Origin of the sequence: Rhizobium mesosinicum (assembly GCF_019511345.1) — a bacterium.
GTDB lineage: Bacteria > Pseudomonadota > Alphaproteobacteria > Rhizobiales > Rhizobiaceae > Rhizobium > Rhizobium mesosinicum.
Genome location: NZ_JAEUAK010000005.1, coordinates 81,877 through 108,022 on the forward strand (window position 1 = coordinate 81,877; position 26,146 = coordinate 108,022).

Annotated in this window: 28 protein-coding genes; 13 read left to right on the top strand and 15 right to left on the bottom strand. The window is 60.7% G+C overall.

Annotation, left to right across the window (positions count from 1 at the left end; all coding sequences use genetic code 11):
• Positions 1-72 precede the first annotated feature (72 nt).
• The gene (locus JNB85_RS14890; RefSeq protein WP_220335086.1) at positions 73-516 is read right to left on the bottom strand and encodes a c-type cytochrome; all 444 of its coding nucleotides are present in this window, start codon (positions 514-516) and stop codon (positions 73-75) included.
• Between the two features lie 135 nt (positions 517-651).
• Complete coding sequence (locus tag JNB85_RS14895) at positions 652-1,287, bottom strand: LysE family translocator (protein ID WP_220335087.1); 636 nt, start codon at positions 1,285-1,287, stop codon at positions 652-654.
• A gap of 127 nt (positions 1,288-1,414) precedes the next feature.
• On the opposite strand from JNB85_RS14895, the gene JNB85_RS14900 reads away from it, so the two are divergent.
• On the top strand, positions 1,415-2,116 hold the full coding sequence (locus JNB85_RS14900) for a helix-turn-helix transcriptional regulator (protein WP_220335089.1): 702 nt from the start codon (positions 1,415-1,417) through the stop codon (positions 2,114-2,116).
• A 167-nt stretch (positions 2,117-2,283) separates the two neighbouring features.
• Here JNB85_RS14900 and JNB85_RS14905 read toward each other — a convergent pair whose 3' ends face one another.
• The 5 genes from JNB85_RS14905 to JNB85_RS14925 all read right to left on the bottom strand — a co-directional run bounded on the left by JNB85_RS14905 (position 2,284) and on the right by JNB85_RS14925 (position 4,945).
• Positions 2,284-3,129, bottom strand: a complete 846-nt coding sequence (locus tag JNB85_RS14905; protein ID WP_220335491.1) for a metallophosphoesterase — start codon at positions 3,127-3,129, stop codon at positions 2,284-2,286.
• 75 nt (positions 3,130-3,204) lie between these two features.
• Positions 3,205-3,426, bottom strand: a complete 222-nt coding sequence (locus JNB85_RS14910; RefSeq protein WP_220335090.1) for a hypothetical protein — start codon at positions 3,424-3,426, stop codon at positions 3,205-3,207.
• A 35-nt stretch (positions 3,427-3,461) separates the two neighbouring features.
• Positions 3,462-3,872 carry an SRPBCC family protein gene (locus tag JNB85_RS14915; RefSeq protein ID WP_220335092.1) on the bottom strand — a complete coding sequence of 137 codons (411 nt, stop codon included), beginning with the start codon at positions 3,870-3,872 and terminating at the stop codon, positions 3,462-3,464.
• On the bottom strand, positions 3,869-4,192 hold the full coding sequence (locus JNB85_RS14920) for an ArsR/SmtB family transcription factor (protein ID WP_220335094.1): 324 nt from the start codon (positions 4,190-4,192) through the stop codon (positions 3,869-3,871). The genes JNB85_RS14915 and JNB85_RS14920 overlap by 4 nt, the downstream gene beginning before the upstream one ends.
• A gap of 150 nt (positions 4,193-4,342) precedes the next feature.
• Positions 4,343-4,945: a superoxide dismutase gene (locus JNB85_RS14925; protein ID WP_220335096.1), complete on the bottom strand. Its 603-nt coding sequence runs from the start codon at positions 4,943-4,945 to the stop codon at positions 4,343-4,345.
• Between the two features lie 272 nt (positions 4,946-5,217).
• Between JNB85_RS14925 and JNB85_RS14930 the strand changes: the two genes are divergently transcribed.
• On the top strand, positions 5,218-5,886 hold the full coding sequence (locus JNB85_RS14930) for a class I SAM-dependent methyltransferase (RefSeq protein WP_220335097.1): 669 nt from the start codon (positions 5,218-5,220) through the stop codon (positions 5,884-5,886).
• Between the two features lie 210 nt (positions 5,887-6,096).
• Here the strand turns inward: JNB85_RS14930 and JNB85_RS14935 are convergent, their stop codons facing one another.
• Positions 6,097-6,444: a nuclear transport factor 2 family protein gene (locus tag JNB85_RS14935; RefSeq protein ID WP_220335099.1), complete on the bottom strand. Its 348-nt coding sequence runs from the start codon at positions 6,442-6,444 to the stop codon at positions 6,097-6,099.
• 188 nt (positions 6,445-6,632) lie between these two features.
• Between JNB85_RS14935 and JNB85_RS14940 the strand changes: the two genes are divergently transcribed.
• Entirely contained in the window at positions 6,633-7,862 is a 1,230-nt protein-coding gene (locus JNB85_RS14940) for an MFS transporter (RefSeq protein WP_220335101.1), read from the top strand.
• Positions 7,863-7,865: 3 nt separating this feature from the next.
• On the opposite strand, the gene JNB85_RS14945 is transcribed toward JNB85_RS14940, so the two are convergent.
• Positions 7,866-8,474 carry a TetR/AcrR family transcriptional regulator gene (locus tag JNB85_RS14945; RefSeq protein WP_220335103.1) on the bottom strand — a complete coding sequence of 203 codons (609 nt, stop codon included), beginning with the start codon at positions 8,472-8,474 and terminating at the stop codon, positions 7,866-7,868.
• Positions 8,475-8,583: 109 nt separating this feature from the next.
• On the opposite strand from JNB85_RS14945, the gene gstA reads away from it, so the two are divergent.
• Positions 8,584-9,267: a glutathione transferase GstA gene (gene gstA / locus JNB85_RS14950; RefSeq protein WP_220335104.1), complete on the top strand. Its 684-nt coding sequence runs from the start codon at positions 8,584-8,586 to the stop codon at positions 9,265-9,267.
• 179 nt (positions 9,268-9,446) lie between these two features.
• On the opposite strand, the gene JNB85_RS14955 is transcribed toward gstA, so the two are convergent.
• On the bottom strand, positions 9,447-10,334 hold the full coding sequence (locus JNB85_RS14955; RefSeq protein WP_220335105.1) for a branched-chain amino acid aminotransferase: 888 nt from the start codon (positions 10,332-10,334) through the stop codon (positions 9,447-9,449).
• 250 nt (positions 10,335-10,584) lie between these two features.
• Here JNB85_RS14955 and JNB85_RS14960 point away from each other — a divergent pair, with 250 nt between their 5' ends.
• The 3 genes from JNB85_RS14960 to tet all read left to right on the top strand — a co-directional run bounded on the left by JNB85_RS14960 (position 10,585) and on the right by tet (position 13,977).
• Complete coding sequence (locus JNB85_RS14960; protein ID WP_220335106.1) at positions 10,585-11,625, top strand: zinc-dependent alcohol dehydrogenase family protein; 1,041 nt, start codon at positions 10,585-10,587, stop codon at positions 11,623-11,625.
• A 99-nt stretch (positions 11,626-11,724) separates the two neighbouring features.
• Complete coding sequence (locus tag JNB85_RS14965) at positions 11,725-12,639, top strand: adenylate/guanylate cyclase domain-containing protein (protein WP_220335107.1); 915 nt, start codon at positions 11,725-11,727, stop codon at positions 12,637-12,639.
• A 159-nt stretch (positions 12,640-12,798) separates the two neighbouring features.
• Positions 12,799-13,977: a Tet(A)/Tet(B)/Tet(C) family tetracycline efflux MFS transporter gene (gene tet / locus JNB85_RS14970; protein ID WP_220335109.1), complete on the top strand. Its 1,179-nt coding sequence runs from the start codon at positions 12,799-12,801 to the stop codon at positions 13,975-13,977.
• Between the two features lie 45 nt (positions 13,978-14,022).
• Here tet and JNB85_RS14975 read toward each other — a convergent pair whose 3' ends face one another.
• Positions 14,023-14,841, bottom strand: a complete 819-nt coding sequence (locus tag JNB85_RS14975) for a sugar phosphate isomerase/epimerase family protein (RefSeq protein WP_220335111.1) — start codon at positions 14,839-14,841, stop codon at positions 14,023-14,025.
• A 269-nt stretch (positions 14,842-15,110) separates the two neighbouring features.
• On the opposite strand from JNB85_RS14975, the gene JNB85_RS14980 reads away from it, so the two are divergent.
• From JNB85_RS14980 to JNB85_RS15000, 5 genes are all read left to right on the top strand, one after another.
• Positions 15,111-15,575 (top strand): cupin domain-containing protein, encoded by a 465-nt coding sequence (locus JNB85_RS14980; protein ID WP_220335112.1) that lies wholly within the window; start codon positions 15,111-15,113, stop codon positions 15,573-15,575.
• A 166-nt stretch (positions 15,576-15,741) separates the two neighbouring features.
• Positions 15,742-16,299 carry a hypothetical protein gene (locus JNB85_RS14985; RefSeq protein WP_223216511.1) on the top strand — a complete coding sequence of 186 codons (558 nt, stop codon included), beginning with the start codon at positions 15,742-15,744 and terminating at the stop codon, positions 16,297-16,299.
• 845 nt (positions 16,300-17,144) lie between these two features.
• The gene (locus tag JNB85_RS14990; protein ID WP_220335113.1) at positions 17,145-19,481 is read left to right on the top strand and encodes a PBP1A family penicillin-binding protein; all 2,337 of its coding nucleotides are present in this window, start codon (positions 17,145-17,147) and stop codon (positions 19,479-19,481) included.
• A 112-nt stretch (positions 19,482-19,593) separates the two neighbouring features.
• Complete coding sequence (gene tam, locus JNB85_RS14995; RefSeq protein WP_220335492.1) at positions 19,594-20,364, top strand: trans-aconitate 2-methyltransferase; 771 nt, start codon at positions 19,594-19,596, stop codon at positions 20,362-20,364.
• 224 nt (positions 20,365-20,588) lie between these two features.
• On the top strand, positions 20,589-21,290 hold the full coding sequence (locus JNB85_RS15000) for a hypothetical protein (RefSeq protein WP_220335115.1): 702 nt from the start codon (positions 20,589-20,591) through the stop codon (positions 21,288-21,290).
• Positions 21,291-21,331: 41 nt separating this feature from the next.
• Here the strand turns inward: JNB85_RS15000 and JNB85_RS15005 are convergent, their stop codons facing one another.
• Positions 21,332-21,949 (bottom strand): LysE family translocator, encoded by a 618-nt coding sequence (locus tag JNB85_RS15005; RefSeq protein ID WP_220335117.1) that lies wholly within the window; start codon positions 21,947-21,949, stop codon positions 21,332-21,334.
• A gap of 149 nt (positions 21,950-22,098) precedes the next feature.
• On the opposite strand from JNB85_RS15005, the gene zwf reads away from it, so the two are divergent.
• Positions 22,099-23,607 carry a glucose-6-phosphate dehydrogenase gene (gene zwf, locus JNB85_RS15010; protein WP_220335119.1) on the top strand — a complete coding sequence of 503 codons (1,509 nt, stop codon included), beginning with the start codon at positions 22,099-22,101 and terminating at the stop codon, positions 23,605-23,607.
• 34 nt (positions 23,608-23,641) lie between these two features.
• Here zwf and JNB85_RS15015 read toward each other — a convergent pair whose 3' ends face one another.
• From JNB85_RS15015 to JNB85_RS15025, 3 genes are all read right to left on the bottom strand, one after another.
• Positions 23,642-23,932, bottom strand: a complete 291-nt coding sequence (locus JNB85_RS15015) for a hypothetical protein (RefSeq protein ID WP_183744910.1) — start codon at positions 23,930-23,932, stop codon at positions 23,642-23,644.
• Between the two features lie 261 nt (positions 23,933-24,193).
• Positions 24,194-25,552: a metallophosphoesterase family protein gene (locus JNB85_RS15020; RefSeq protein ID WP_220335121.1), complete on the bottom strand. Its 1,359-nt coding sequence runs from the start codon at positions 25,550-25,552 to the stop codon at positions 24,194-24,196.
• A gap of 136 nt (positions 25,553-25,688) precedes the next feature.
• Entirely contained in the window at positions 25,689-26,084 is a 396-nt protein-coding gene (locus tag JNB85_RS15025; protein ID WP_220335122.1) for a hypothetical protein, read from the bottom strand.
• Positions 26,085-26,146 lie beyond the last annotated feature (62 nt).

Genomic DNA, 26,146 nt, shown 5'->3' on the forward strand with positions numbered 1-26,146 from the left:
GAGAATAAGGCAATCCGCACCGGCGGCAAGGCCAGTGCGGACCACGGGATCATGCGGGAAGCGCTCTATCGCTCAGTCTTTTTTGATGCGATAGAGCTGATGACAGCCACCGCAATTGCCGCCGATGGTATTGAGAGCAGCGCCGACGCCTGCAGCATCGGTCGGAAGCTGGGCGAGAACTGTTTCGGCATCGGTCGACAGTTTTGCGGCACGAGCCTTGAAGTCATCGATGTTTTCCCAGATCTTCGGGCTGGCTTCGCTATCGCCCGTCTCAGTGCCGGGTTTGAACTGCTCCGGGAAAGCCTTCGCCGTCTGAGCGATCGTCGTCACTGCCGTCTTTACGGCTTCGGCATCATAAGGCTTAGTGCCCTTGGCAATGGCAGCGAGAGAACCTGCTGCGCCGCCGATCTGCTTCATCATCCCAATGCGTGCGTCATGCGTGCCGTCGGCGGCCACAACCGGGCCAAAGGCAACGCCGGTGAACGCCATAGCCGCAGCTACTGCTTTCCAATTCATATTCTCTCTCTCCATTGTTCCACCGGCGAAGCCGGCCCTGCGCAATCTGCACCGGGATCATGACAAAATCCATGTGGGCGCATAGTCACGTTTAACCGGACCCTCATAAAAACAATGTGATAAAGACAGGCGGAATCAGGCCGCTTTCCAGCCCTGCCAGAGGCTGATCGCAGAGATGACGACCAGCAGCAGGCCGGCAAGACGGCCGATGACGGCGGTCGTCTTCGGGTTGGACACCAGGAGATCGCGGCTGCGCCCGGCCGTCATCGCAAGCGTGCCGTAGACAGCAAACTGGGTGAGCACGGTCAGGACGCCCATGATCAGCCCCTGCAGCCAGATCGGCCCATATTCCGGCTTTATGAACTGCGGATAGACGGCCAGCACGAAGATATAGGCCTTGGGATTGACGAGGCAGGTGACCGCACCCTGCCGGAACGCCTTCCAGGTGGATCGCGCCGTGCCGGGGCCGACCGCCTCGACCTTGATCGAGCTTTTCATCAGCGAGATGCCGATCCAGATCATATAGCCGACGCCGGCAAAGAGGAGCAGGTTGAAGATACCGGGCAGCATGGCGACGAGGATGCCGACACCTGCCGCACCATACGCCGAATGCACCGCCCCTCCCAGCATAATGCCGCTGGTGGCGGCGAGCCCCCGCCTGGTGCCGCCCGTCAGCGCGTTGGCGAGCACGAAGAGCATGTCCATGCCCGGTACGATGATGATGCCGAAGAGAAGGGTGAAGTAGAGCCAGAGGCTTTCGTGATAATCCATGTCAGTTGTCCGTTCCGTATTTCTGCGTGCCTTTTCAGGAAGCACATAGATTTCAATTCGATAGGATGCTCTATACGGCAGGCCAACTGACAGTGTATTGTCAGGAGCTTTTGAGAAAGGGTGGCAAATGCGCAAGGCCTCCAGGCTTTTCGAGATCATCCAGATATTGCGGCTGGCAAAGAAGCCGATGACAGCCGCCGCCATGGCCGAGAGGCTGGAGGTGACGGTGCGCTCGATCTACCGCGATATCACTGCCCTGCAAGCGATGCGCGTGCCGATCGAAGGCGAGCGCGGCATCGGCTACATCATGCGGCCGGGCTTCGACCTGCCACCCTTAATGTTTTCGATCGAGGAGACGGAGGCGATCGTGCTGTCGCTGGCACTGCTGGAACGCACAGGCGACGAAGAACTGAAGCTCGCCGCCCGACGGGTCAATCAAAAACTTGCCGGCGCAGTGCCGCCGCCGCTCCGCCAGGCCATGGAGAACAAGGCGCTGTTTGCCTGGGGTACGATCGCTCCGCCTCCTCCGGGGATGGATCTTGCCATCGTGCGCCGGGCAATCCGCGACGAACGCAAGCTCACCCTCGATTATCGCGACGAAATGGGCCGCGCGACCGAACGGACGATCCGCCCGATCGCGCTGATCTATTATTCACAGACCGCCAATATCGTCGCCTGGTGTGAACTGAGGCAGGCAATCCGCAATTTCCGCAGTGACCGGGTCGAGGCCTGTGCAGAGGCGAACGCCTTTTTCAAGGGCGAAGGCGACGGACTGCGGATACTTTGGACGCAGAGTTGGACGGAAGGGGCAGTCGCGGCGAATGCCTGAACCGCTGCGTTACTCCCTGCGGGCAAAATCGGCAAGGAAAGCGGCGTCAATCATCGCCGCCATTTGCACGTCGATCTCCGCCCGCGTCCAGGGTTTTCGCGGCGCATCCTCGCTGATCAAGTCGGTTCGCGCAGGGCACAGCCGACGGCGATCGCGACGGAGCCGGCTTAATAGGACAGCGTGCGGCTTTCTTCGCGGCCGAAACCGCGGATTTCCAGCCGGTCGGAATAGACATCGACAATGGCGAAGGTGTTTTCGCTCTCAGTATCGACCACGCCCTTGAAGTTGACGAAGTGGCAGCCGGCGACCTTGCCGTAATTGCCGACATGGTTGTGGCCATTGAGATAGGCGATGACATTGTCCTGCGAGGACAGCAGGGCGACGATGCGCTCGCGGTCCCACATGTCATGTTCGCAAGGCGGATGGACGGGGAAGTGATTCATGACGATCACCTTCTCGTCGGCAGCCTTCGCTTGTTCGATTTCATGCGCCAGCCAGGCGAACTGCTCGTCGCTCAGCGATGCATTCCATGTCTGCGCGTTACTCGCACCAACTGCCAGCAGGGCAGCGAGGCGCTGCTCGGCCAAGGCGCGGAAGGGATGGCTTTCCGGCGGCGCGAAGGTGCTGACCTCGTTGCCGTCGAGCACGATGAAGCGGAAGCGGTGGCGCCGGAAGCTGTAATAAGGCGCCGGCATGCCAACGCGCTCAACGACCTTTTCCAGATCTTCGGGGGCGACGGCGAAATCGTGATTCCCAAGCAGGAAGAGCGCTTCGTGGCGCAGCTTTTCATAGACTGGGAGGATATCGTCGAAGCTCTTGAAATCGCGGTCGATAATATCGCCGAGCGTCATGACGAAATCCAATTCCTCGCCATTGAAGGTCTCGATCGCAGCTGCGACCTTTGCGAGGCTGTTGGCATAATAGCGCCCCATCTCGACCTGAGGTTCGATGGCGGCATATTGCGGATCGGCGATGATGCCGAAGCGGAAAAGGGGAAGATCGGCTGATGACATGCGGCGTGATGTAGAGGCCGCGGATGACAGCGATGTGACGGCTGCCAGCCACGGTCTCAGTGAAAACCGCATTCCCTACCCTGCAGCCGATACCTGCTCACGGCGACCGGTGAAATAGGGCAATGCGAACATGTAGAGGCCGCTGAGCAGCAGCAGGAAAAGCGGCGGCAGCGGCGAATAGACCACCCAGGCCGGCGGCGTGCCGAAGGCCATGGTGGCGAAATTGGCGACGACCGTCAGCGTGAAGATGATCGACAGCCAGCGGTGAAGCTGACGAATAGACTTGCTCCAATTCACTGATATTTCCTCCTCAAACAGGCCGATGCCTTTGTTCAGTCTTCGCGCCCCAAAACCTCTTGCAGATTGTCGAAGAAGCGCTGCCAGCCGAACTTGGCACCCTGGTAGGCCTGTTCCTGATCTGGGCGGAAGCCTGCCTGTTCCATGCGCAGACGCGTGCCGGAACCGGCAGGCGTAAGCGTCCAGGTGACGGTGCTTTCGAGGCCGTAGGCATCCCATGTGTAAGAAAGGGTCCTGTTCGGTTCTATCTCCAGTACCTTGCAATCGACGGAGCCCCATTCGGCGGTGAACTTGAACCTGTGATCGCGCACGGGCTTGAAGTCGCTCTTCATCAACCATTCCTCAATCAGATGCGGCTGCGTCAGCGCACGCCAGATTTTCTCCGGCGGAAACGCGATCTCCCGCTCGACGACGACGGAGCGGACTTCAGTTGCGGTGTCGTTCATTGATCCATCCTTTTGAGCAAATCTTCCAGAGCGTCGAACCGGCCTTCCCAGTAGCCGGCCATTTCCGTCGTCCAGTCCGCCAGAGGAGCAAGCGCCTTGATCTCGGCGCTGTAATGCGTCTGGCGACCTTCATGACGGTCGCGCACGAGGCCGGCGGTCCTCAGCACCGCCAGGTGTTTCGAGACGACCGGCTGGGAAACACCGGCGCCGACCGTCAGAACGCCGACCGTCTTCTCGCCTTCGCGGCACAGACGCTCGAAAATGGCGCGCCGGGTCGGATCGGCAAGCGCCCGGAAAAGTGCGTCCTGAACATTCGACATTAGAATTCATACCTGATTGGCTATGGATTAACTTATAGCCATACGGGTATGAATGAGTCAACGGCCTTCGAAGGCATTTGTTTCAGCAGAAACGAAAACACCCGGCGCTGGGCAGCGCCGGGTGTTCAAAAACCAAAGCTTTGGAAGTGCTTACTTGGTAGCTGCTTCGTAACGTTCCAAGACGTAGTCCCAGTTGATCAGGCTGTCGATGAAGGCTTCGAGATACTTCGGACGGGCGTTGCGGTAGTCGATGTAATAGGAGTGTTCCCAGACATCGACGCCGAGGATCGGGGTGGCGCCGTGCACGAGCGGGTTTTCGCCGTTCGGGGTCTTGGAGATTTCGAGCTTGCCGTTCTTGACGGAAACCCAGGCCCAGCCGGAGCCGAACTGGGTGGCGCCGGCATTGGCGAAATCGGCCTTGAACTTGTCGTAGCCGCCGAGGTCGGAATTGAAGGCAGCTTCGAGCTTGCCCGGCAGCTTGTTGCCGCCGCCGCCCTTCTTCATCCACTTCCAGAAATGGATGTGGTTGTAGTGCTGGGCAGCATTGTTGAAGAGGCCGGCATTGGTGCCGAAGGACTTCTTGACGACGTCTTCCAGAGAGAGATCGGCGAGGCCGGCTTCTGCTGCAAGCTTGTTGCCGTTATCGACATAGGCCTTGTGGTGCTTGTCGTGGTGGAACTCCAGCGTCTCCTTCGACATGAAGGGAGCAAGGGCTTCGTAGTCATAGGGAAGTTCAGGCAATTCGAAAGCCATATCAGATCTCCTCTTGGCAATAGATTGCGTCATCGGCAGGTGAGGCGGAACATAGGAGGGGAAGCACAGACAGGCAACCGGCGAATTATCAAAAAACAACGACTTCGAGGAAAAAACACCTCTCGCCACAGGCTCCCTTCGAAAGCGCGAACCGCGGGAAGTATCGCGCTCTGCGGGATATGAAAGCAGCGTGGCCACAAGGAATTGCGATGCCGCCGGAACCGGAGCCTGCCTTCATGAGTTTGAAGGCAGGGTCTGGAGGAGGCGCTCGCGTGGGACAAGTTCGAAATCAGGCGGAAGACCAGCAGAAAATTTATCAGCGCTGGGCACCGGTCTATGATCGGATCTATCGCGGCCTCCTGCGCGACGGGCATCGCACACTGGCGCGACTTGCCGCTGGTGCCGGTACGGACATTCTGGAGATCGGCGTCGGCACCGGTCTGGTGCTCTCTCACTATCCCCGCCGCTCCCGGGTGACGGGCATCGACATTTCCGAACATATGATCGCCAAGGCGCGGGAAAAAATCGATCGTCACAAGCTTTTCCATGTGCGGCAATTGCAGGTGATGGACGCGCACGCGCTGGCCTTCGAGGACAAATCCTTCGACGCTGTCTGCCTGCCTTTCGTCATCACGCTCATCCCCGAGCCGGAACGGGCGTTGGACGAATGCGCCCGTGTTTTGCGGCCAGGCGGCGAAATCATCGTGGCCAGCAAGCTCGGGGACGGCGCAGGACTGCAGGGGGCGATCGAGGAGGCGGTCGCTCCGCTCGCCCGGCGGATCGGTTGGAGCTCGTCTTTCCGGCTCAGCCGGATCACCGATTGGGCGCACAAGAGAGATTTTGATGCCATCGAAATATTGCCGGTTTTTCCGAACGGATTCTTCAAGGTGATCCGCCTCAAGCGCCGCTTGCCAAACGCCGAGACGGACCTTTCACGCTAGCCCTAGCGTATTCTCAAGCGAGCACCGAATTCGCCGTGACGCTGATATCTCGATGACCTTTATGCTGGCGCTCCGCTGGTGTGAACTAGGCCCGATCATCGCGGGGCGATCGCCGCGCCCGTCGGGGCGATACCCGTCAAGCGGCTGCCCGTGAAACCGGATGATCGCAGTCTCAATCGTCCTCATCGCGACATCGGCGGTGGGGCTCTTCTAGGCCGTATTGCGGCCGAAATAGACATCGACCGAGGCTATCCTGTTACCGTCGAAGCGGAAACTTTCCATGTTGCGGAAGGCTTTGCCATCGGTCATTTCGGCACGGTAACGGACGACCGCCTCATCACCCTGAACCGTCAGGAACTCGATGTCGAAGGCTTTCAGCGCCGGCTCTTTCGGCCAGCATCGCTCGAAATAAGTGGCGCGGTCGATATGATTGTCCTGCGGACTGGAGAAAGTGAAATCTTCAGCCAGCATCGCGCCGACGACTTCCTTGCGGTGAGCGATATAGGCCGCGTAGAGATCGCGCAGCATCTGTGCGCGGTGTTGATCGCGATTGGTCATGTCTGCTCCTTCATATTACTGATTGCACATTGCAATCAGTTAGCGGCAAAATCATGACATTCAAACCGCCGTCCCCTTGCCGGCAGGTCTGATCGGGGGGAATTAGTCCTTGGCAGGATTCCGGTCTGTGCGTAAAGTGAGGATCGCTTCATCTTGGCCACGCCAGACTGTACCGAAGAAGATCCGCAATGACAGATACTCAATGGGACGCCGCGAAGGTGGTGCCCGAATCCGCCTACTGGAAACGCAATCTCGTCATCTCATTGCTTGGTTCGTTCACGACCATCGTGGCGATGACGCTGCTGCTTCCGTTTCTTCCGCTTTATGTGGAAGAACTTGGCGTGAGCGATCATACGGCGATCGTGCAGTGGTCGGGCATCGCCTATGGCGCGACTTTCTTTGCTGCCGCCTGCGTGGCGCCGCTCTGGGGCCGGCTGGGAGACATCTACGGGCGCAAGCTGATGCTGGTGCGTGCAAGTCTCGGCATGACCATCGCCATCTCGCTGATGGGAATGGCCGGCAGCGTCTGGCAGTTGGTGGCGCTGCGCCTCTTCGTGGGCCTGGCGGGCGGTTATGCCTCCGGCTCGATGGTGCTGGTGGCGACGCAGACGCCGAAGGACCGGTCTGCCTGGGCGCTCGGCGTGCTCTCATCCGGCATCATGGCCGGCAATCTCGTCGGGCCGCTGATCGGCGGGGCACTGCCGCCCATCATCGGCATCCGCGGCACGTTTCTGGCCGCAGGCGGCATGATCTTCATTGCCTTCCTGGCAACCACGTTCCTGATCAAGGAGGAGAAATCGGCAGCCCGCAAGCAGGCGGCCAAGGCCTCCGGCGGTTGGAAATCCATTCCCGACAAGGGGCCTGTCGTCGCGATGCTGGCAACCGGCCTGCTCCTCATGCTCGCCAACATGTCGATCGAGCCGATCATCACCGTCTATGTGGCGCAACTCGTCCCTGATCAGGGTCAGGTGACAATGATAGCCGGCATCGTGATGTCGGCGGCGGCGCTCGGCAGCATTCTCTCGGCCTCGCGGCTCGGGAAGCTTGCCGACCGGATCGGCCACTGGCCGGTCATTGCCGGCGCGCTCGCAATCGCGGGACTGCTGCTCATTCCACAGGCCTTAGTGACCGCCTCATGGCAGCTGATCGGCCTGCGCTTCCTGATGGGTCTGGCACTCGGCGGGCTGCTGCCCTGCATCACTGCCGTCATCCGGCACAATGTGCCTGATAGTGCCGCCGGCAGCATTCTCGGACTGTCCATTTCTTCGCAATATGTGGGACAGGTCACCGGACCTATCCTTGGTGGCTTCGTCGGCGGGCATATCGGCATGCCGGCGGTCTTTCTCGGTACCAGCGTTCTGCTGCTGGCGGGCGCGGCCTTCACATGGCTGGTGCGGACGAAGGAAGAGGGAGCCTGAACCTCAGGCTTTGCCGCAGATCATATCCACGCCGGACTGTGCCAAAGCCTCCAGCGTCTTCCGGCTGTCGCCGGCCCGGGCGCGCACGGCGAGCGAATGCATGACGGCCGAGGCAAGCCTCGCAAGCGTGTGGACATCGCTGCCGTCAGGCAGTTCGCCGCGTTCGACGGCGAGCGCCATGCGCTGTTCGATCGCACCGTCAAAATCCTCAAGACTGCGGCTCAGGAGGTCCCGAACACGCTCATGCTGGATCGCCTCAGCCGTCGCGGTGCTGATAAGGAAACAGCCCCGCGCCGAGGTCTCACCATGAAGATAAATCTCGAGCGCGCTCTTATAAACCCGCGCGAGATTGTCGCGCAGCGGCAGTGACGGATCGAGTGCATCCGCCAGCACATCCATGCTTTCGGCCCGATACGCCTCCATGACATCGAGATAGAGAGCCTCCTTGTCGCCGAACGCACCGTAGAGGCTCGGACGATTGAGCCGGGTGGCGGCGCTCAGCGTATCCAGCGATGTGCCGGCAAAACCGCGGTCCCAGAACACTTCCCTCGCCTTTTCCAACGTTACCTTGGCATCGAAGGCTCTCGGGCGACCACGCTTCTTCTCGCTCATTTTGTACCGTTTCGCATAAAATAATTGACCGAGGGAATTTTATGCGAAATAGTACAAATGTTCAACGGATTGATGCGGCCGGTCTTAAACCGCCGCAGGAGGAGAAGCCATGAAGCTCTATATGCATGCAGCCGCCTGTTCGCTGTCGCCGCACATCATCTGCCGCGAACTCGAGGTCGATATCGAGCTCATCACGGTCGATCGAAAGACGCACAGGACCAGCGAGGGAGACGACTATTTTTCGATCAACGGCAACGGCTATGTGCCGGCGCTGGTGCTTGACGACGGCAAGGTGCTGACGGAGGGACCGGCGATCGCGCAGTTTCTCGCCGACAGTTCCCCTGATGGACGAAGAATGCTTCCGGAATTCGGCAACTTTGCCCGCAATCAGGTGCAGTCCCTGCTGAACTTCATCACATCGGAACTGCACAAGCCGATGGCGATGCTTTTCAACGCCGACTATGCCACGGCCCATGACGCCATGCGGGAAGTCGTCCACAAGCGTCTCGACTGGATTAATGGAAGGCTTGCCGGCCCCTATCTCACCGGCGAGGATTTCACGGTCGCGGATGCCTATCTTTTCGTCTGCCTCAACTGGTCGCCGTGGATCAAAATCGATCTCGACCGCTTTCCCGCACTTCCCGCTTTCATGAAACGCGTCGCGTCACGGCCGGCGGTGTTGACGGCGCTGAGCGAGGAAGGGCTGATGGCCTTCGACGCCAGCGGGAGTTTCTTTGCACCGGCCGCCTATATCCAGTCTGCCGGTTATGTCGGCTCGCCGGTCCGGCCGTGATGGAGTGCCGATCCGGCAGCAGCGCCGCCGGATCGCATCATGTTTTAATCTAATAGCCGCCCATTGTTGGCCCGGCCAAGCGGCACCTGGCCCTTCGCGTGGCTTAGGGCGTTCGAGCCTGCAATCGATTCACCGGATCGATTGCTGCCGCTGCGCGGCACCGGCTCTCACCACCACCACTATTCATCGCTCGCAGAGCGGCCGTAGGCCCAGTCCATGTAGAGTTCCAGCGCCTTGCGCGTGACCGGGCCTTCCTGGAAATGACGGCCGTCGAGCCTGTTGACGCCGACCACCTTGGCATAGTTGCCGCTCGTGAAGACCTCGTCGGCGCCCATGAAATCCTCGACCGAGAGTGTTGCCTCGCGCACGTCGAAGCCTGCCTTGCGCAAAAGGCCGATGACACGCTGGCGTGTAATGCCGGCGAGGAAGGTGCGGTTGGCGATCGGTGTGAAGACCACGCCGTCCTTGACCATGAAGACGTTCGAGGAGGCGGTTTCGGCCACGTTGCCGTTCATGTCGCGCATCAGGGCATTGTCGAAGCCGCGGCTTTTCGCTTCGGCGATGGCGCGGCCGCTATTCGGATAGAGCGAGCCCGCTTTGGCGTCCGTCGTCGCGGTTTCCGGCGTCGGGCGACGGTAGGGAGACATGGTGAGCGAGGAGCCGCCATGGCCGCCCATGGCCGCTTCGAACAGGCAGAGCGCAAAACGGGTGGATTCACCATCAACGGCCACGACGCTGCCCGGCGAGCCATGCTCGCCCCAATACATCGGCTTGATGTAGATCGGCGTCTTGCCGTCGAATTTCTTCACGCCTTCCCAAGCGAGCGCCTCGATTTCTTCGGCGGTCTTGACCGGCTTCAGCCCCATGGCGACGGCGGACCGGTTGATGCGCTGGCAATGCAGGTCGAGATCGGGCGCGATGCCGTCGAACCAGCGGGCCCCGTCAAAAACGGTGGAGCCGAGCCACATGGCATGCGAGGTCGGCCCGATCAGCGGCGGGTTGCCGGCAATCCACTCTCCGTCGACATAGGTCCAGGTGGTCGTGCGAGGTGACGTATCGACGGGCATTTGCGGCTCTCCTTATGAAGTCGGCAAAGCAAAATCCTCCCTGTCGGGGGCGGTCAAGCGCAAATTGACGGTTGAAACATCGAAGCAACAAAATGCCGGAGACCGCGCTGCGATTGAAATATTGATGCGTGTGTCATGATGCTAAAACGATGGATCCATAAGGGAAAATGATGGAAATGCGACTGGATGGATGCCACTTCCACATGCCATCATGGCTGACGGGAACGCGGCCGGGCGAGGAGATGAACTGATGAAAGCCATGTATTACGAAGCCTTCGAACAGGCGCCTGAGATCCGTACGGTGCCGGACCCGACGCCTTCGGGAGACGGCGTGGTCATCAAGGTCGGCGCGACGGGGCTCTGCCGCAGCGACTGGCACGGCTGGATGGGGCATGACCCGGATATTCGCCTGCCGCATGTGCCGGGGCACGAGCTTGCCGGCAAGATCGTCGCTGCCGGCAAGGGCGTGGTACGCTTCAAGATCGGCGACCGTGTGACGGTGCCCTTCGTTTCCGGCTGCGGCCATTGCAGCGAATGCCATTCCGGCAACCAGCAGGTCTGCCCCAACCAGTTCCAGCCGGGCTTCACCCACTGGGGCTCGTTTGCCGAATATGTCGGCATCGATTATGCCGATACCAATCTGGTGCATTTGCCGGAGACTGTGGATGACGCCACGGCGGCAAGCCTCGGCTGCCGTTTCGCCACCTCCTTTCGTGCAGTCGCCGACCAGGCGCGCACTGGCCCGGGCGAGTGGATCGCCGTGCATGGCTGCGGCGGCGTGGGCCTTTCGGCCATCATGATCGCGACTGCGCTCGGGGCCAATGCGATCGCCGTCGACATATCCGAGGAGAAGCTCGCCTTTGCGCGAGAGTGCGGGGCCGTGGCGACGATCAACGCCTCCGCCGTCGCCGACGTGGCGGAAGCGGTGCGCGAGATCACCAAGGGCGGCGCGCATGTTTCCATCGATGCGCTCGGCCACCCCGTCACCTGCTTCAACTCCATCAGGAACCTGCGCCGGCGCGGCCGGCACGTGCAGGTGGGTTTGATGCTCGGTGAGCACTCGACGCCTCAGATCCCAATGGCGCAGGTGATCGGCCACGAGCTGGAAATCTACGGCAGCCATGGAATGCAGGCCTGGCGCTACGACGCCATGCTTTCGATGCTCGCGGCCGGCAAGATCGCGCCGCAGAAGCTGATCGGCCGGCGCATCAGCCTTGCCGAGGCCGTGCCGGCGCTGATGGCGCTCGACAGGGCCGAAGGTACCGGTATCAGCGTGATTACGCAGTTCTAGGATCGTGGGATGGCAGTTCGGCGCGAACTACCGGGCTAAAGATCGCGATCCCACCTATGGTAGATGAGGCCGCGGGTTCGCCGGCGGCATGGGGATTTCATGAGCGAGACACACCGTAAGCTGACGACGATTTTTGCAGCCGACGTGCAGGACTATACGCGCATGATGGGCGAGGATGAGGAAGGGACACTCGCGATGCTGAAGCATTATCGCGATGCCATGTCCCGCCTTATCGCCTCGCATGGCGGCCGGGTGGTCAACACCTGGGGTGATGGGCTGCTTGCGGATTTTCCAAGCGTCGTCGAAGCGGTGCGGGCGGCGATCGACGTGCAGAACGAACTTGCCGGCAAGAACGCGGCGCGACCCATGGACGGGCGCATGCTCTTCCGCATCGGCATCAATCTCGGCGACGTCATCCTCGAGGGTGAGGATATCTACGGCGACGGCGTCAATATCGCTGCCCGCCTGCAGGCCTCCGCGCCGGCCGGAGGGATCGTGATCTCGAACACCGTCTACGATCAGGTGCGCAACAAGGTCGCTGTAGGGTTCGACTTTCTGGGACCACTGGAGATGAAGAATGTTGCCGATGCCGTGCCGCGCTATGCCGTGCGCATCGGCGATATCAGCGCGGAGCCGCGGAAACCGGCAGCCGCTCCCGAACGGTCCGTCGAAACGGCGGCACCCAAATCCGCCCCGGCGCTGCGCCCGCGCGGCAGGCTGCGCAAGCTCGGTGGCATTCTGGCTCTTATCGGCGTGGTACTCGTCTTCATCAACATTATCACTTGGGAAGGCGAGTTTTGGGCGGTTTGGCCGCTGCTTGCCTTCGCCTTCGTGGCGGCGATGATTTGGGTGCGGAGGCAGGACCGGTTCGATCAGCGCGTCGCCGCGCTAGCCGTCATCGGGGTCGGCATCGTCGTTATCAACATGCTGACATGGCACGGGACATTCTGGGCAATATGGCCGTTGCTGGGGCTGTCTGTCGCCGCCGGCATTCGCTGGGCAATGCGCGACTGAGACTTAGGCGCCATCGACAAGGACGGGCGGCGCCATCGATCATCATCCGCCGGTCGGCTTCGAAGAAGGCCTCGCGGCTGCAATTGTGATAATGCGTGGCCGCCCGGCGCGTCAGCGGGAAATCGGCGGCTTATCAGTGATAAATTTTCAGACGATCCAATGAAAAAAGCTCTTACCGTCATCTATGCCACCGTAATCCTCGATGCCGCCGGGATTGGCCTCACCCTGCCGATCTTTCCGCGACTGCTTCAGGATGTCGGCCATACCGACAATCTCGGCTGGCGGTTCGGTGCCTTCCTGGCGCTTTATGCGTTGATGCAATTCATCTTCTCCCCGGTACTCGGTTCATTGTCAGATCGGTTCGGCCGTAAGCCGGTGCTGATGCTGTCGCTTGCCGGTGCGGCGGTCGACTATGTTTTCATGGCTCTCGCGCCATCGCTCTGGCTGCTCTTTATCGGTCGGGCGATCGCCGGTATCACCGGCGCCAGCAACGCAGTGGCTGCCGCCTGCGTGACGGACATTGCCGAAGATACCGAGCGCACGCGCCGCTTCGGCCAGCTCAGCGCCTGTTTCGGCATCGGCTTCATTGCCGGCCCGGCGATCGGCGGCGTTCTGGGTGAATTCTCGGTGAGGTTGCCCTTCATTGCTGCTGCCGCACTCAATGCCGTCAGTCTGCTGATGGCGCTCCTCCTGCTGCCGGAGACGCGCATGACCGGTGCGGAAGCCGAGAAACAGGAGTTTTCGCCACTCGCCCATTTCCGCTGGCTGATGAGTTATCGGCTGCTGCTGCCGCTTGCCGGCGTCTATTTCATCCTGGCACTCGTCGGCGAAGTCGGCGGCACGATCTGGGTTCTCTACGGTCAGGACAAATTCTCCTGGTCGCCGATGATGGTCGGCCTCTCACTTGCCGCCTTCGGCTTTTTCCATGCGATCGTGCAGGCCTTCATCGCCGGGCCGATCAGCGAAAGATGGGGAGAACACCGGACGCTGCTGATCGGCATCGTCGCCGACAGCGCGGCCTATATCACCATCGCGCTGGTGACGCAGGGCTGGATGGCATTCCTGCTCATGCCGCTCTTCTGCCTCGGCGGCATAGGTGCGCCGGCCCTGCAATCTCTGGTCACCGGGCGCGTCGACGACGATCATCAGGGACGCGCGCAGGGGCTGCTGGCGAGCATGACGAGCCTTGCCTCGATCGTCGGGCCACTGGCGATCAGTACGGTCTATTTCGCCTCGCGCGATGTCTTTCCGGGGCTGGTCTGGGTGTTGGGCGCAGGCTTCTATGTGCTCTGCCTGCCGGTCGCTTTCACGCGGCGGCCGAAAAATGCCGCAGCCTGAAGGGTGGCGGCGGCGAGACATCACTCGCCGCCAGGCAATCCTGATTTACTGTGCTACGCCGATCGAGGCCAAATATTCGGCCGAAGCGATGATCTTCGACTTGTCCTTGATCTCGATGATCAGGCGCGGGTTGCTTTCGACCTTGGCAAGGGCCGCAAAGACCGCACGCCAGTTGACGGTGCCTTGGCCCAGCGGCCAGTGGCGGTCGGCATAACCATCGGCGTCCTGCAGGTGAACGTGGCCGAGGCGGTTGCCGGCGGCATGGACGTAGTAATCGACCGGCGGGGCGCCGGTGGAACCATGGGCGTAGTGCGCATGGCCGGTGTCGATCGAGACGGCGACTGCCGGCGAATTGAAGCTCTCAGCCAAAGCTACGCGGATATGCGGATCCTTGTCCTCGATGTTCTCGATCACGAGCGTGCAGTCGATTTCCTCCGCGCGCTTCACGGCTTGCCTCATCGTCTGATGGGAGTAATCGATAATGCTTTCGCGCTCGCCTGGATTGTTGTCGAGATTGTTGTAGCCCCAGGTCGTGTAGGGGCTATGGATGACCATGTGCGTGCCACCGATCGCGGCGCAGACATCGAGGCCCTGCAGCATGCGGCGGGAGACGACGGCGCGGATATCCGGATCCTGCGAGGCGATGATAAAGCCCCAGAACGGGCCATGGATGCCGACGCGGCCCCTGAAGCCGTCGAGCAGTTTCCTGGCGCGATCTGCGCGCGGCGTCCAGTCGCCGTTCAGAACGTCGGCATCGATGAAGCTCTGCAATTCGAGATCGCGGGACTTTTCGAAGAGCCAGTCACGATGGTTTTCGAGTTCGTCGATCGTCATGGCTGCGCCGACGACGGGAAGAGAAGACATGGGTTGCTCCGCTGATGGTATGCCTGATTGGCGGGGAAGGATCGGTGCGTTCTATGCGCCTCTTCTATGTCGCCGATATTACAGAAGAGGCGGCTGTCAACCTGTCGCACTTGCGAAGCGGAGAAGCCATACCGATATGATCGCGGTCGGTTTCAGGGACGGAAACCGCGCAAACGGCGCTTTGCTCGCCCCTCCCCGATTTTGCGGCGGTTGCCAAAACGGCCGCAAAGGTCTATCGGACCGCCCCGCAAGAACAAGAAAGAGACATCATGTCCAACTCATTTGTGAAAGCAGATGCCCGGACGGAGGCAAAAAGCTTCTTCGTGCTGGGCGACAAGGTCGAGCGACGGGCTCGCCTCACAGGCAACTGGCTCAACATCTTCGACGTGACGGTCGAGCCCGGCGGCAAGACGCCGCGCCACGCCCATGCAAGCCCGGAAGTCTTCCGGATCATCGCGGGTACACTGACGATCTGGCGGCTGACCGATACAGGGCCGGAGGAGATCGAGGCGAGCGAAGGCGATATCGTCGCTATCGCGCCTTTCATGGTGCACGGCTATTCCAACAATGGAACCGTCCCCGCAGTCTTTTCCGCCATCGTCGATCGCGACATGGCCGAATTCATCGAGACCGAGGGTGTTACCGAGCAGCCGCAAGGCAGCCCGTCAGCAGAAACCGTGGCGCGTATGCGGGCCGCTGCAAACGCCCACGGGATCACCATACTGGCGGCGTAAGCGCCGTCAGTTTCTCCTGATGCCACGGAGCTACTGGCGAAAAGATCGTCCTCGAGGCCTCCCCGCGTTAACACATTCGCTATTCGACTGCCTAAGCACCACTTTCAGTATTGCGCGCAGCGGTTGATCCGTTAGCATGTATTTTGCGGCGTCTGGGGATTTAATCGTGTTTCTGCGTACAGTCGTTTTAGGGGTCTTAACGTCCGCATCCTGGTTCGGAACTGCATGCGCGGACATCGCACCACAGCGCGTGCCGGCCGCAGCGTCTCCCGCAATCAAGGTCGAGCGGCCAAACGCAGCCGACTTTCCGGTTCAAGGCCGGTTTACCGGAAAGACGGTGTTGCCGGATTTCAAAAGGCGTGACCGTGACTTCAACAGCTTCAGAACGCGCATCCGCGAGGGAATGCGCCAAGGACCGAATTTTGCTGGACACTATACGCTTATCCAGATTGGTTGCGGTGCCGGGTGTTCTTTCGCCATAGTGGCCGACAACCAGACAGGTCGTCCGGCGTCTTTCCCCCGTGGTGGCGAAGACAACATGTATCTGGACCTGGATTATAGCCGGGACAGCCGACTCGTTGCCGTCCAGTGGCTGAGCTACGAGGTCAACAAGTGTTTCATCGAGTTCTTCGACTTCGATCGGAATACATGGAAGCCCATCAGCAAAACCGAGATCGGCGATACCGATGCCTGCTACAAGCCGATAAAAGAAAACCTTCGCTGACCCCGCCGACATTCGTCGAGATCGGAAATGTGCAAGTGTTAGCGCGGCGATCCTGGTCGCCTGAATCGGTCGGCCTGCGCGGCCGATCCTCCTGCGCCGGCAGATACACGGGCCAACGTTCACGGGAGATAGCGCCGGCGCTCTGAATACCCTCACAGATAACCACCATCACCGCGTTCGGAAGGGGCCGACGCTTTGCGGACGCCGTAGCTCCCGCAGGTCTCAGCGCGCAGGAGGATTGGACCCGCCTTCCCGCCCAATAGTGACATCGGGCAGCGCTTAAAAGGCAATGGACTCCACACACCGTGATTGCAGCCTGTGGCAACAGAGTCTAGTCGCAGACGGTCCTGTATCGTACCACGCGGTGATGATGCCTATATTTGTAGTATTTCTGCGTCCAGCACCGGTCGCGATGGCGATACCTCGGGCGGTCATAGTCGTCATCGTAGGCGTAGCGTGGCGGGTATCGATAGTACCGTGGTTCTGGGCGATCGTAATAGCGAGGGCCGGTCCCATACTCGAAGTAGATCTGAGAGAATGCGGGCGACGCTGTTAACGCCGTCGCTAAAGCCAACGTTGCGATAATGAGCTTTTTCATGTCTTCTTCCGATTCCGATTTATGCGCACTCCGTTGAAGGCAATCTCCCCACGCCTTGAATCCTAATATGTCGTCTGCACCATGTTTGGACACTGGACCTAGGTCCCGCTCGAACAAGGACTTAGGTCCGACAACATAAAGCGGGATCCTCGGCGAACATGCTGCGGGCCGTTTTGCGATGGATCATCTGGCATTGCCGCGTTATAAGCGCGCGCTATTTTCGGGAAGAGCCTTTTAGCGGTAACCGATGCCAAGTCCTCCCAAATCCTCGACGCAAAGTGCTGGTGACTCAAGCGCAGGCGGCAATCAGCCGACAAATTCGGAGCTCCCGAGCGACGATGTTGGGGCGCAGGCGCCTGCCACGGACCCTTTGGACGGAACCAGTTCATCCTCCCAGGCCGACCAGCCGCAACAGTCCCTCAAATCCTTCGGCCAAAGCAGACAGGCGGCGCACAATTTACTGCATGCCCTGGCTCATGATTTGCGGATGAGTTCAACCTGGGCCAAGGCCAAGACAGTCGCAGCCGCCTCGTATTTGAATACGAAATTCGAGGGATTAATCCGGCCGGAAACCACAACGACGATCCCCGATCTTGGCAAGTGGTTTGCGACTGCTCTGGCTAAAGCAGGGCGCGGTATCCGTGCGATACCCTTCAAAAATCGCCGACGCGGCTCGCATGCGGGACGGTGGAAAATCGCTCTGGGATCGGCCTTTCTTGCCTGCCTCCTGCTGACGGGAAGTGTCCTGGTGTGGGCGCTAAAGGACGTTCCCTGGGGCGAGATCCGGGATGGGACCTTGAAGCCTGTCGTGGTGCTGGAAACCGCTGACGGTGCGCCGTTGGTGAGACAGGGGCCGTATCAAGGAGCCTATGCGCAATACAGCCAGTTTCCGCCGCATCTGATCGACGCTGTCCTCTCGATCGAGGACCGGCGGTTCATGCATCACTTTGGCATCGACGTCAGAGGGATCGGGAGAGCGCTCCTGCGGAATTTCCAAGCTGGTTCGGTGGTAGAGGGCGGCAGCACGATCACCCAGCAGCTTATCAAACTGCAGTATCTCGACAGTGACCGGACAATAAAACGAAAGATACAGGAGGTCGTCATCGCCCTCTGGCTGGAGTGGAAACTCGGCAAACAGGAAATCCTGGCACGCTATCTTAACAGCGCTTATCTCGGCGCCGGTGCGACCGGAATGCCTGCCGCCGCGCGGATCTACTTCAACAAGGATATCGGCGCCCTCGATCTGCCGGAATCAGCGATGCTGGCGGGATTGCTGCGGGCACCGAGCCTATGGAATCCGATCGATAATTTCGAGGGCTCCCGGCAACGCACCGCCGTCGTTCTTGACGCGATGGTGGCCAATGGCAAGATCACCGGGCCGGAGGCGGAGGAAGTCAAGGCGAGTTTCGCCAAGCTGCATCCGACGACGCCGACACCGCGCTCCGGAAGCTGGTTTGCCGACTGGATTTCCCCGCAGGCGAGCGAGATCGCCGGCGCCGCGCCAGGATCGACGACAGTGCGCACCACCCTCGTGCCGCATCTGCAGCAGATCGCTGAAAGCGTCGTAAAAAGAGCCCTGGACAGAGAAGGAAAGGCTGCAGGAGTTTCGCAGGCAGCGTTGGTTGCAATGACGCCGGACGGCGCGGTCGTCGCGCTGGTCGGCGGCCGCGACTACAAGGCAAGCCAGTTCAACCGCGCCGTCACGGCGATGCGGCAGCCGGGCTCCACCTTCAAGCTGTTCGTCTACTACGCCGCTCTGAAGGCTGGGCTTACCTTGTCTGATTGGGTTCTCGACGCGCCGATCGACGTCGACGGTTGGTCACCGGAAAATTCCGGCGGCCGCTACCACGGCTGGGTGACACTCGCCGAGGCTTTCGCCCGGTCGCTCAATGCCGCTACGGTGAGGCTTGCCGAACAGGTGGGGCTCGACAATGTGATTGCCGCCGCACGCGAGCTCGGCATCGATGCGCCGCTTGCCAATACACCGTCTCTGGCGCTCGGCACATCCGAAGTAAACCTGCTCGACCTCACCAGCGCTTATGCGTCCGTCCATCTCGGCAAGGCGCCTGTCAGACCCTGGGGTATCGTCGACTTTCAGGCGGCCGGGCAGCCAAAAGCGTTTCGAGTTGGCTCACAAGCTAGGCCGAGCATCGATCTTTCCCCCTATCAGTCCGATCTTCTCGGGCTCTTGCAGTTGGTGGTCGAGCGCGGCACCGGACGGGGAGCCGACCCGGGGACGTTCGCGGCCGGCAAGACGGGCACCAGCCAGAACAACCGCGATGCCTGGTTCGTCGGCTTCACAAAACCGCTTGTCGCCGGCGTCTGGGTGGGCAATGACGACGACGCGCCGATGAACGGCGTCACAGGCGGCGCCCTGCCGGCCCGTATCTGGCGGGACTTCATGCAGGAGGCGATGAGCGAGCCTGCGCCCAATGAGACGAGGTCGACAGAAACAATGATTGACGGCCAAAGCGCACCGCAGTCCTGCAATATCACCGCCTGCTCCCGCAGCTATCGTTCCTTCCGACCGTCCGACTGTACTTACCAACCCTACTCTGGCGAGCGGCTGCTTTGCGAAAAGTGATCTTCATTTCGACGCAAAAGCCCTACCGGACAGCCCGTTCGAACCGGCGGCAACATAGACAAGGTTCGCATCGCCGCGTCGAGGACGCGGCCCGACTCCAGGAGAAAAAATGATGGCATGGTCGGCCAGCCAATATGTGAAATTCGAGGATGAACGCACCCGCCCGGCGCGCGACCTGCTGGCGCAGGTGCCGCTGACGGAACTCCGCCACGCGATCGATCTCGGCTGCGGGCCGGGCAATTCGACTGAGCTGATCATCGATCGATATGGCGCGCAAAACGTGTCCGGACTCGACAGCGACCTGAACATGCTGGAGGCGGCCCGCAAGCGCCTGCCGGGCACGGCGTTCGTGGAGGCTGACCTTTCCACCTGGCAGCCTTCCGAGCCGGCTGACCTGCTCTTTGCCAATGCCGTGTTCCAGTGGTTGCCCAACCATCTCGACATTTTCGACCGGCTTATGGACGGGCTGGCGCCGGGCGGCGTGCTTGCCGTGCAGATGCCCGACAATCTCGGCGAGTCGAGCCATCTGATGATGGAGGAAACGGCGCATGCCGGCCCTTGGAGGACGGCCTTCGAGAAGAAGAGCGTGCGGCGCAATGGACTTGCGCCGCCATCCACCTATTACAGCCGGCTGACCGTCAAATCCTCGCGCATCGACATCTGGCACACGATCTACAATCACCCGATGGACAATGCCGCGGCGATCGTCGAGTGGGTGAAGGGGACGGGCCTGCGCCCCTATCTCGATCATGCCGGCGAAGAGCATCGCGAGGCGTTTCTGGCCGATTATCTCGACCGCATCGAGCGGGTCTATCCGAAGACCGCCGACGGCAAGGTTCTGCTCAAGTTCCCGCGGCTCTTCCTAGTGGCCGTAAAGGCCTGATCACAAAATCCCGGTTTATTGCCCTGGATGCCGGCGGCGGTCCCTGTGATGACTGCCGTCGCAGCTTTGCCGCCATCGGCAAGCCACACGCAATGTTTGAAGTGTAGTGAGCCGCCCTGTAGTTTCTCAATCCAGACGTGCTTTTGCTGGCGTCATCGATGCCAATCCCTATCCGTTAAACGCCTTTGCGCCACCACGTGCGGGCCCGACAAAGAGATTTTGAGATGGTTTCTTCTGTTTCCAACATTCGGCTGCAAACGGCGCAGATAGCGTTGCAGACGATCAAGGGCGGCTCCTCGGAGAGCAGATCCGGCAGTTCGACCGATCACGACTATTCCAGCCTTCCCTCACAGACGCGCTCGGCGCTGTCGGTCATGCTCGACAGGATCAATGCCGGCAAGGCAGGATCGACGGATGACCCCGGCAACACCACCGCCAGCACCGACATCACCACCGCCTCCTTTATGGCGCTGCTGCGCCAGAACATGACGGCTGCAGCAGACGCCAAGGGCGAAGGCAGTCAGGAAGCCGCCATGCTTGCCGCCTTCAAGAAGGGCCTACTGACGGTCACCGATCCGACCCAGGGCGTTTCGATCAAGGCCTGGGACGTGACCGACCCCAACGAAGCCGATATCGACCAGAAGAAGGGCACTGATATCAAGACCGACGACTGGAACGACTTCCTGCGCGACCATCTCCAGCGCGATTCGCACGGGCGCCTGGTTCGAAGCGAAAACGGCAGCTTCATCGAGAAGGGCACCGGCAACGAAGTCTACTTCGGACAGGTCGGCACGCAGAATTACTACATCACCTGGCCGGTGAAGACCGAAACGAAGCCGGTGAATGGCACAGGTGACAAGCTTGCGAACGATGCCGGTGTATCGAAACCGGCCACCGATACCACGCCGGACAAGTCCTCCTCTTAAAACGGCCATTGCGGTAAGCCTTTCGCAATGGCCGTATTGTTTCACGCGCCGACAAGGTCGATCAGCGACACTATCGCAGCCGCGAGAATGACGAGGCCAAAGCAGATGTTGAGTGCCCGCTCGCTCGACGGCTCCAGCTTCACCTTGCCCAAAACGACACCCAGCCACAGCCAGAAAATATCGACGACGATCATGATGAAGACGCAGAGCGTCCACTTGGCCTGCATGTCCAGCGCGCCGTCCTGCGAGAGCCGGTAGGCAGCGAAAAGAGAGGCGAAGGCGATATAGGCCTTGGGATTGGTGAGGCCGAGTACGACACCGCCGGCAAGGGTCGGCGACGTCTCGCGCCGGGCAACGGAGAGATCGGCACCGACTGGCGCCGAGGCAATGTTCCAGGACAACCAAACGAGATAGAGGGAGGCGGCAACCGCCATTACCAGCATTGCCCCGGGGATTGCTTCGATCAACGACAGCAGGCCGGCTGCTGCCGCTGCGGCTGCAATCGCGAGACCGATCTGCCAACCGTGATAAAAGCGCAGGCCGGTCGCCATGCCGTGCAGGCGGCCCATTGCGAGAAGGGCGGCGATCGCAGGCCCCGGCGAACCGAGAAGTGCGAGAGCGGCCATGACGAAGAAGCCGGCGCTGACAATATCGATCAATGGCTGCCATTTAATGACATAATGATATCTTTATATGATTACATGGTTTTCCCGGATGTCAAACGCTTGTTACCCTTGAGCCGCAAGGTGGTTGCGGCGAAGCCGGAGCGCTTTATATTCGCCGGGAAAATAAGCTGGAGATGACACTCATGGACGCTCACCCCACCCCGCCCGTCACTCTCGTCATCTTCGGCGCCACCGGCGACCTGACACGGCGATTGCTGGTTCCCGCCATTATCAATCTCACCCGCGGCCGTCTCGTCGGCCAGGACCTGAACATCCTCGGCGTCGGCATCGAGCCCGGCGACGACGAATTCCTGCGCCAGCGGCTGGATGCTTTTCTCGCCCATCTCGAAGGCGAGGAGGCGAGCGCGAAGGATGAAGCCTGGGAGAGCCTGCGAGCGCGCATCTCCTATCTGCAGGGCGATTTTACCAAGGACGACATCTTCCTCGAAATCGGCAAGCGGCTCGGCACGACCTGCAATGCAGCCTTCTATCTCGCCGTGCCGCCGAGCTTCTTCGGCCCCATCGTCGAGAAGCTGTCCGATCTCGGGCTGATGGACGAAAGCGGCGGCTGCTTCCGCCGTGTGGCGATCGAAAAGCCCTTCGGCACCGACCTTGCCTCGGCCCGGGCCTTGAACGCGCGCATCCTCGCCCGCGTGGACGAAAGCCAAGTTTACCGGCTCGACCATTTCCTCGGCAAGGAAACGGTACAGAACCTGATGACGGCGCGTTTCGCCAACATGATGATCGAGTCGCTGTGGAACAGCCGCTATATCGACCACGTGCAGATCACCGCCTCGGAGATCGTCGATGTCGGCACACGCGGGAAGTTCTACGATGCGACTGGCGCGCTGCGTGACATGATCCCCAACCACCTCTTCCAGCTTCTGGCGATGATCGCCATGGAGCCGCCGAACAGCTTCGACGCGGAGGCTATCCGCAACGAGAAGAGCAAGGTGCTGAAGGCGCTGCGCATCTATACGCCGGAGGAAGCCAGAGCGAATGGCGTGCGCGGGGCCTATACCGCCGGTCCGCTCAACGGTACTGACCTGCCTGCTTATCGCGAGACGAAGGATGTTTCACCCAGCAGCAAGATCGAGACTTTTGTGGCGCTGAAGCTCTATGCCGATACATGGCGCTGGGCGGGCGTTCCCTTCTATCTGCGCACCGGCAAGGCAATGACGGCGCGCGATACCGAAATCGTCATTACCTTCCAACCCGTTCCTTTCGCGCAGTTCCGCGAGACGGAGGTCAACCGACGGCTGCCGCCGAACAGGCTCGTCATCCAGGTGCAGCCCGATGAGGGCATGAGCATGGAGATTTCCATCAAGTCGCCGGGACAATCCGTCGATACCGTACCGGTCTCGCTCGATTTCCGCTATGCCGACAAATTCGATATCAGCAAGACGACTGGCTATGAATCCCTGCTCTACGACCTCTTCATCGGCGACCAGACGCTATTCCAGCGCGCCGACGGCATCGAGGCCGGCTGGGCGGCGGTGCAGCCCTTCCTGGACGAGTGGGCAAAAGATGACCGCATTCCTGATCCCTATGCTCCGGGCAGCATGGGACCTGCCTGTGCCGACGAACTGATCCAGCGCGACGGCCGCGAGTGGCATGAACTGGGCGTGATCCTGCACAGGAACGGGAAATAGCCGTTCCTGCTCTCTCTAACCTGACCTTATTCCGTCAGCGGCAGGCGGCTGCCAACGTGCCATCGCGCTCGGCCACGCGATATGCCCGCGTGCCATGCTTCGGGCAAACCGTCCGATCGGACGGAACGACGACGGTGATGTTCTCGCTTTCGACCGGGTCGAGCGGAATGGAGATGCCGCCGCCGCTGGCGTCAGCATCCGGAACGGTGCCAGGCGGCATGCCGCCGAAACGGCCGGAATAGTCCATATCGCCGAGGGTTTGGGAGAAGACCGGGGCGGCGAAACCGAGGAGAATGATCGAGGCTGCTGCAATGACCGTACGCATGACCATATTCCTTCTTATCTGGCCGATATGAAACGAGATCTGGGTATCCCTCGTTCCAGCCGATCCGGCCGTCGGTGAAAAAATCCGGCATGCACTTATCTAGGAAGAGTCTGCGCGGATTTCCATCCGGCGATTGACGCCGCCGGATGTTTTGCTTTGATTCAAAAAACAACCGATCCGTTCGCGAATAAGGCGCACGGCTCTCATCACCCACGAGGATCGATCATTCGTATTCATCGAGATAAAAACCCCCCGCGCCTCTCAACCTGCAATACTCAGCCTCAGGCTCTCGCCCGTGAATCGCCGGTCGCACTTACCTTTCTGACCATGGCCGACACTCCAGCAACACGGCCAGACGAGGCGTTCAAGCCCTGTCGAGGCGATCGCCTCGAAAGAGGACCAGGCCTTGCTGCCGTCGCGTCGCCAGAGTACGCCGCCCGGCCCCATGCCGCCATGCAGGAGGATGTGAAGATCGAAATCCTCGCCCGGCGGCAGGGCGGGACCGAAGAAGTAGTAAGGGCTGCGACCGGGATCGCGACCGAGGATGAGCGTCAATTGCTGCTGCCTGCCGCGCAGGCCAAGCCATAGGGGCGCCAAGCCTTCATCGCCGAAAGCCGAGAAGATCGTCTGCGAAGGGGTCTGGGCGTCCGATGCCATGCGGCCGCTCAGGCGCAGTTCGATGATCCGGTCGGCACCCATCGGCCCAGTCCAGAGAGCGTCGCTCACGCCATGGGGGAGGCTAAGCCATCTATCCCCGCGCGCAAGGACAGGCGGCCATTGCAGGCTTTCCCGCGCAATGCCTTCGGTATCGAGAACCTGATAGCGAAGGCCCTCCTCATCGAGGGCTGCCTGGATGCAATGGAGATATTCGACACCTTCGGGCATTCTGTGTGCGGTTCCCGCTCCCGCTGTACATATTTGCAGCACACCGCGACGAACCTGTACATCGAAAGCCAGGATATGGCTGCAGCAATAGGCGAAAACATCAGCCTTCACGAGAGTATCCCAGAAGCGCCCGGCATATTCATGGCCGATCTCGCGCTGGTAGGCGCCGGCGTAGCCATTGACCGGAAAGACCGGATGATGACCGAGCACCAGCTTATAGCGAGCATCGGCATGGTCCCTCAGCGTCGCCTCCAGCCACTCCGTTTCGACATGACCTTCGCCGCCAAGACCGCTCCAGAGTGTATGGACGAAGACCATGAGCAGATCACCGCGGCGAACCCAATACGCGAGCCCCTCCTGCCCCGCGGGCCCGTTTGCCGGAAGGCCGAGCGTGTCGCGGAAGACGGCCTCGCTCATCTCGTCATAGGTCGTGTGATTGCCGGTCGTGTGCCACATCGGAATGTTCACCCGGTCGAGCCAGGCCATCTCGACATCGAACCAATGCCGCCACTGGGCGCGCAGCGAGGCTTCATCTGCCGTCAGGCCGATGATCTCATCGCCCGGAAAGAGAATGAACTGCGGCTGGGGCCTAAGCCTGTGCAGGACAGCATTCACGGATGCAAAAGTACGCTCGTGCAGGGCACCGGCGACGCCCGAGCAGGAATCGCCATAGAGCACGAATTGATGGCCGGCCGACTTGGGCAGCAAAGCTTTGATCGGGGATGTACCGGCCATGAAAACACACAGAGAAACGAGGGAAAGGCTTTAAAAACAAAGCCCCCGGCCGATGTGAACTGACCCCCGAAGGTTGATGTCCAACTTTCGGGGGTCAGTTCAGATTGCCGGGGGCTTCAGGAAATGATGGGTCGTCTCAGACGAACTGGCTGAGGCCGGGAACGGAAGCGACGACCTGATCGACCACTTCCTCGCCCGCATGTTCCTTGGCAATCGCAATGGTTTCCTTGGCGAGCGAGGTGATTTCGCTCATGCCGAGACCTTCGCTCATCAGCTGCTGGCCGAGGCCCATGATGCCGCCGCCACCGAGCGCGCTCATCAGGCCGCCGAGCAGGCCGCCGCCACCGCCGGACCCTTCGCCGTTGAACTGGGCGACGAGTTCGGTGGCGCCGGGGATTTTCTCGATCATCTCGGCAACCGGGCCATCGGCCGCTTCGCGCTGCAGGAAACCGAGCATCATGCCGAGCGCCTTTTCGGCCAGATCGGGCGCAATGCCCACACGATTGGCGATTTCAGTTACAATCTCATTCATCGTCTGCCTCCTGTCTGACGTTAACGTCAACGTAATCGAAGCGAGGCGGCAACTCAAGCGGC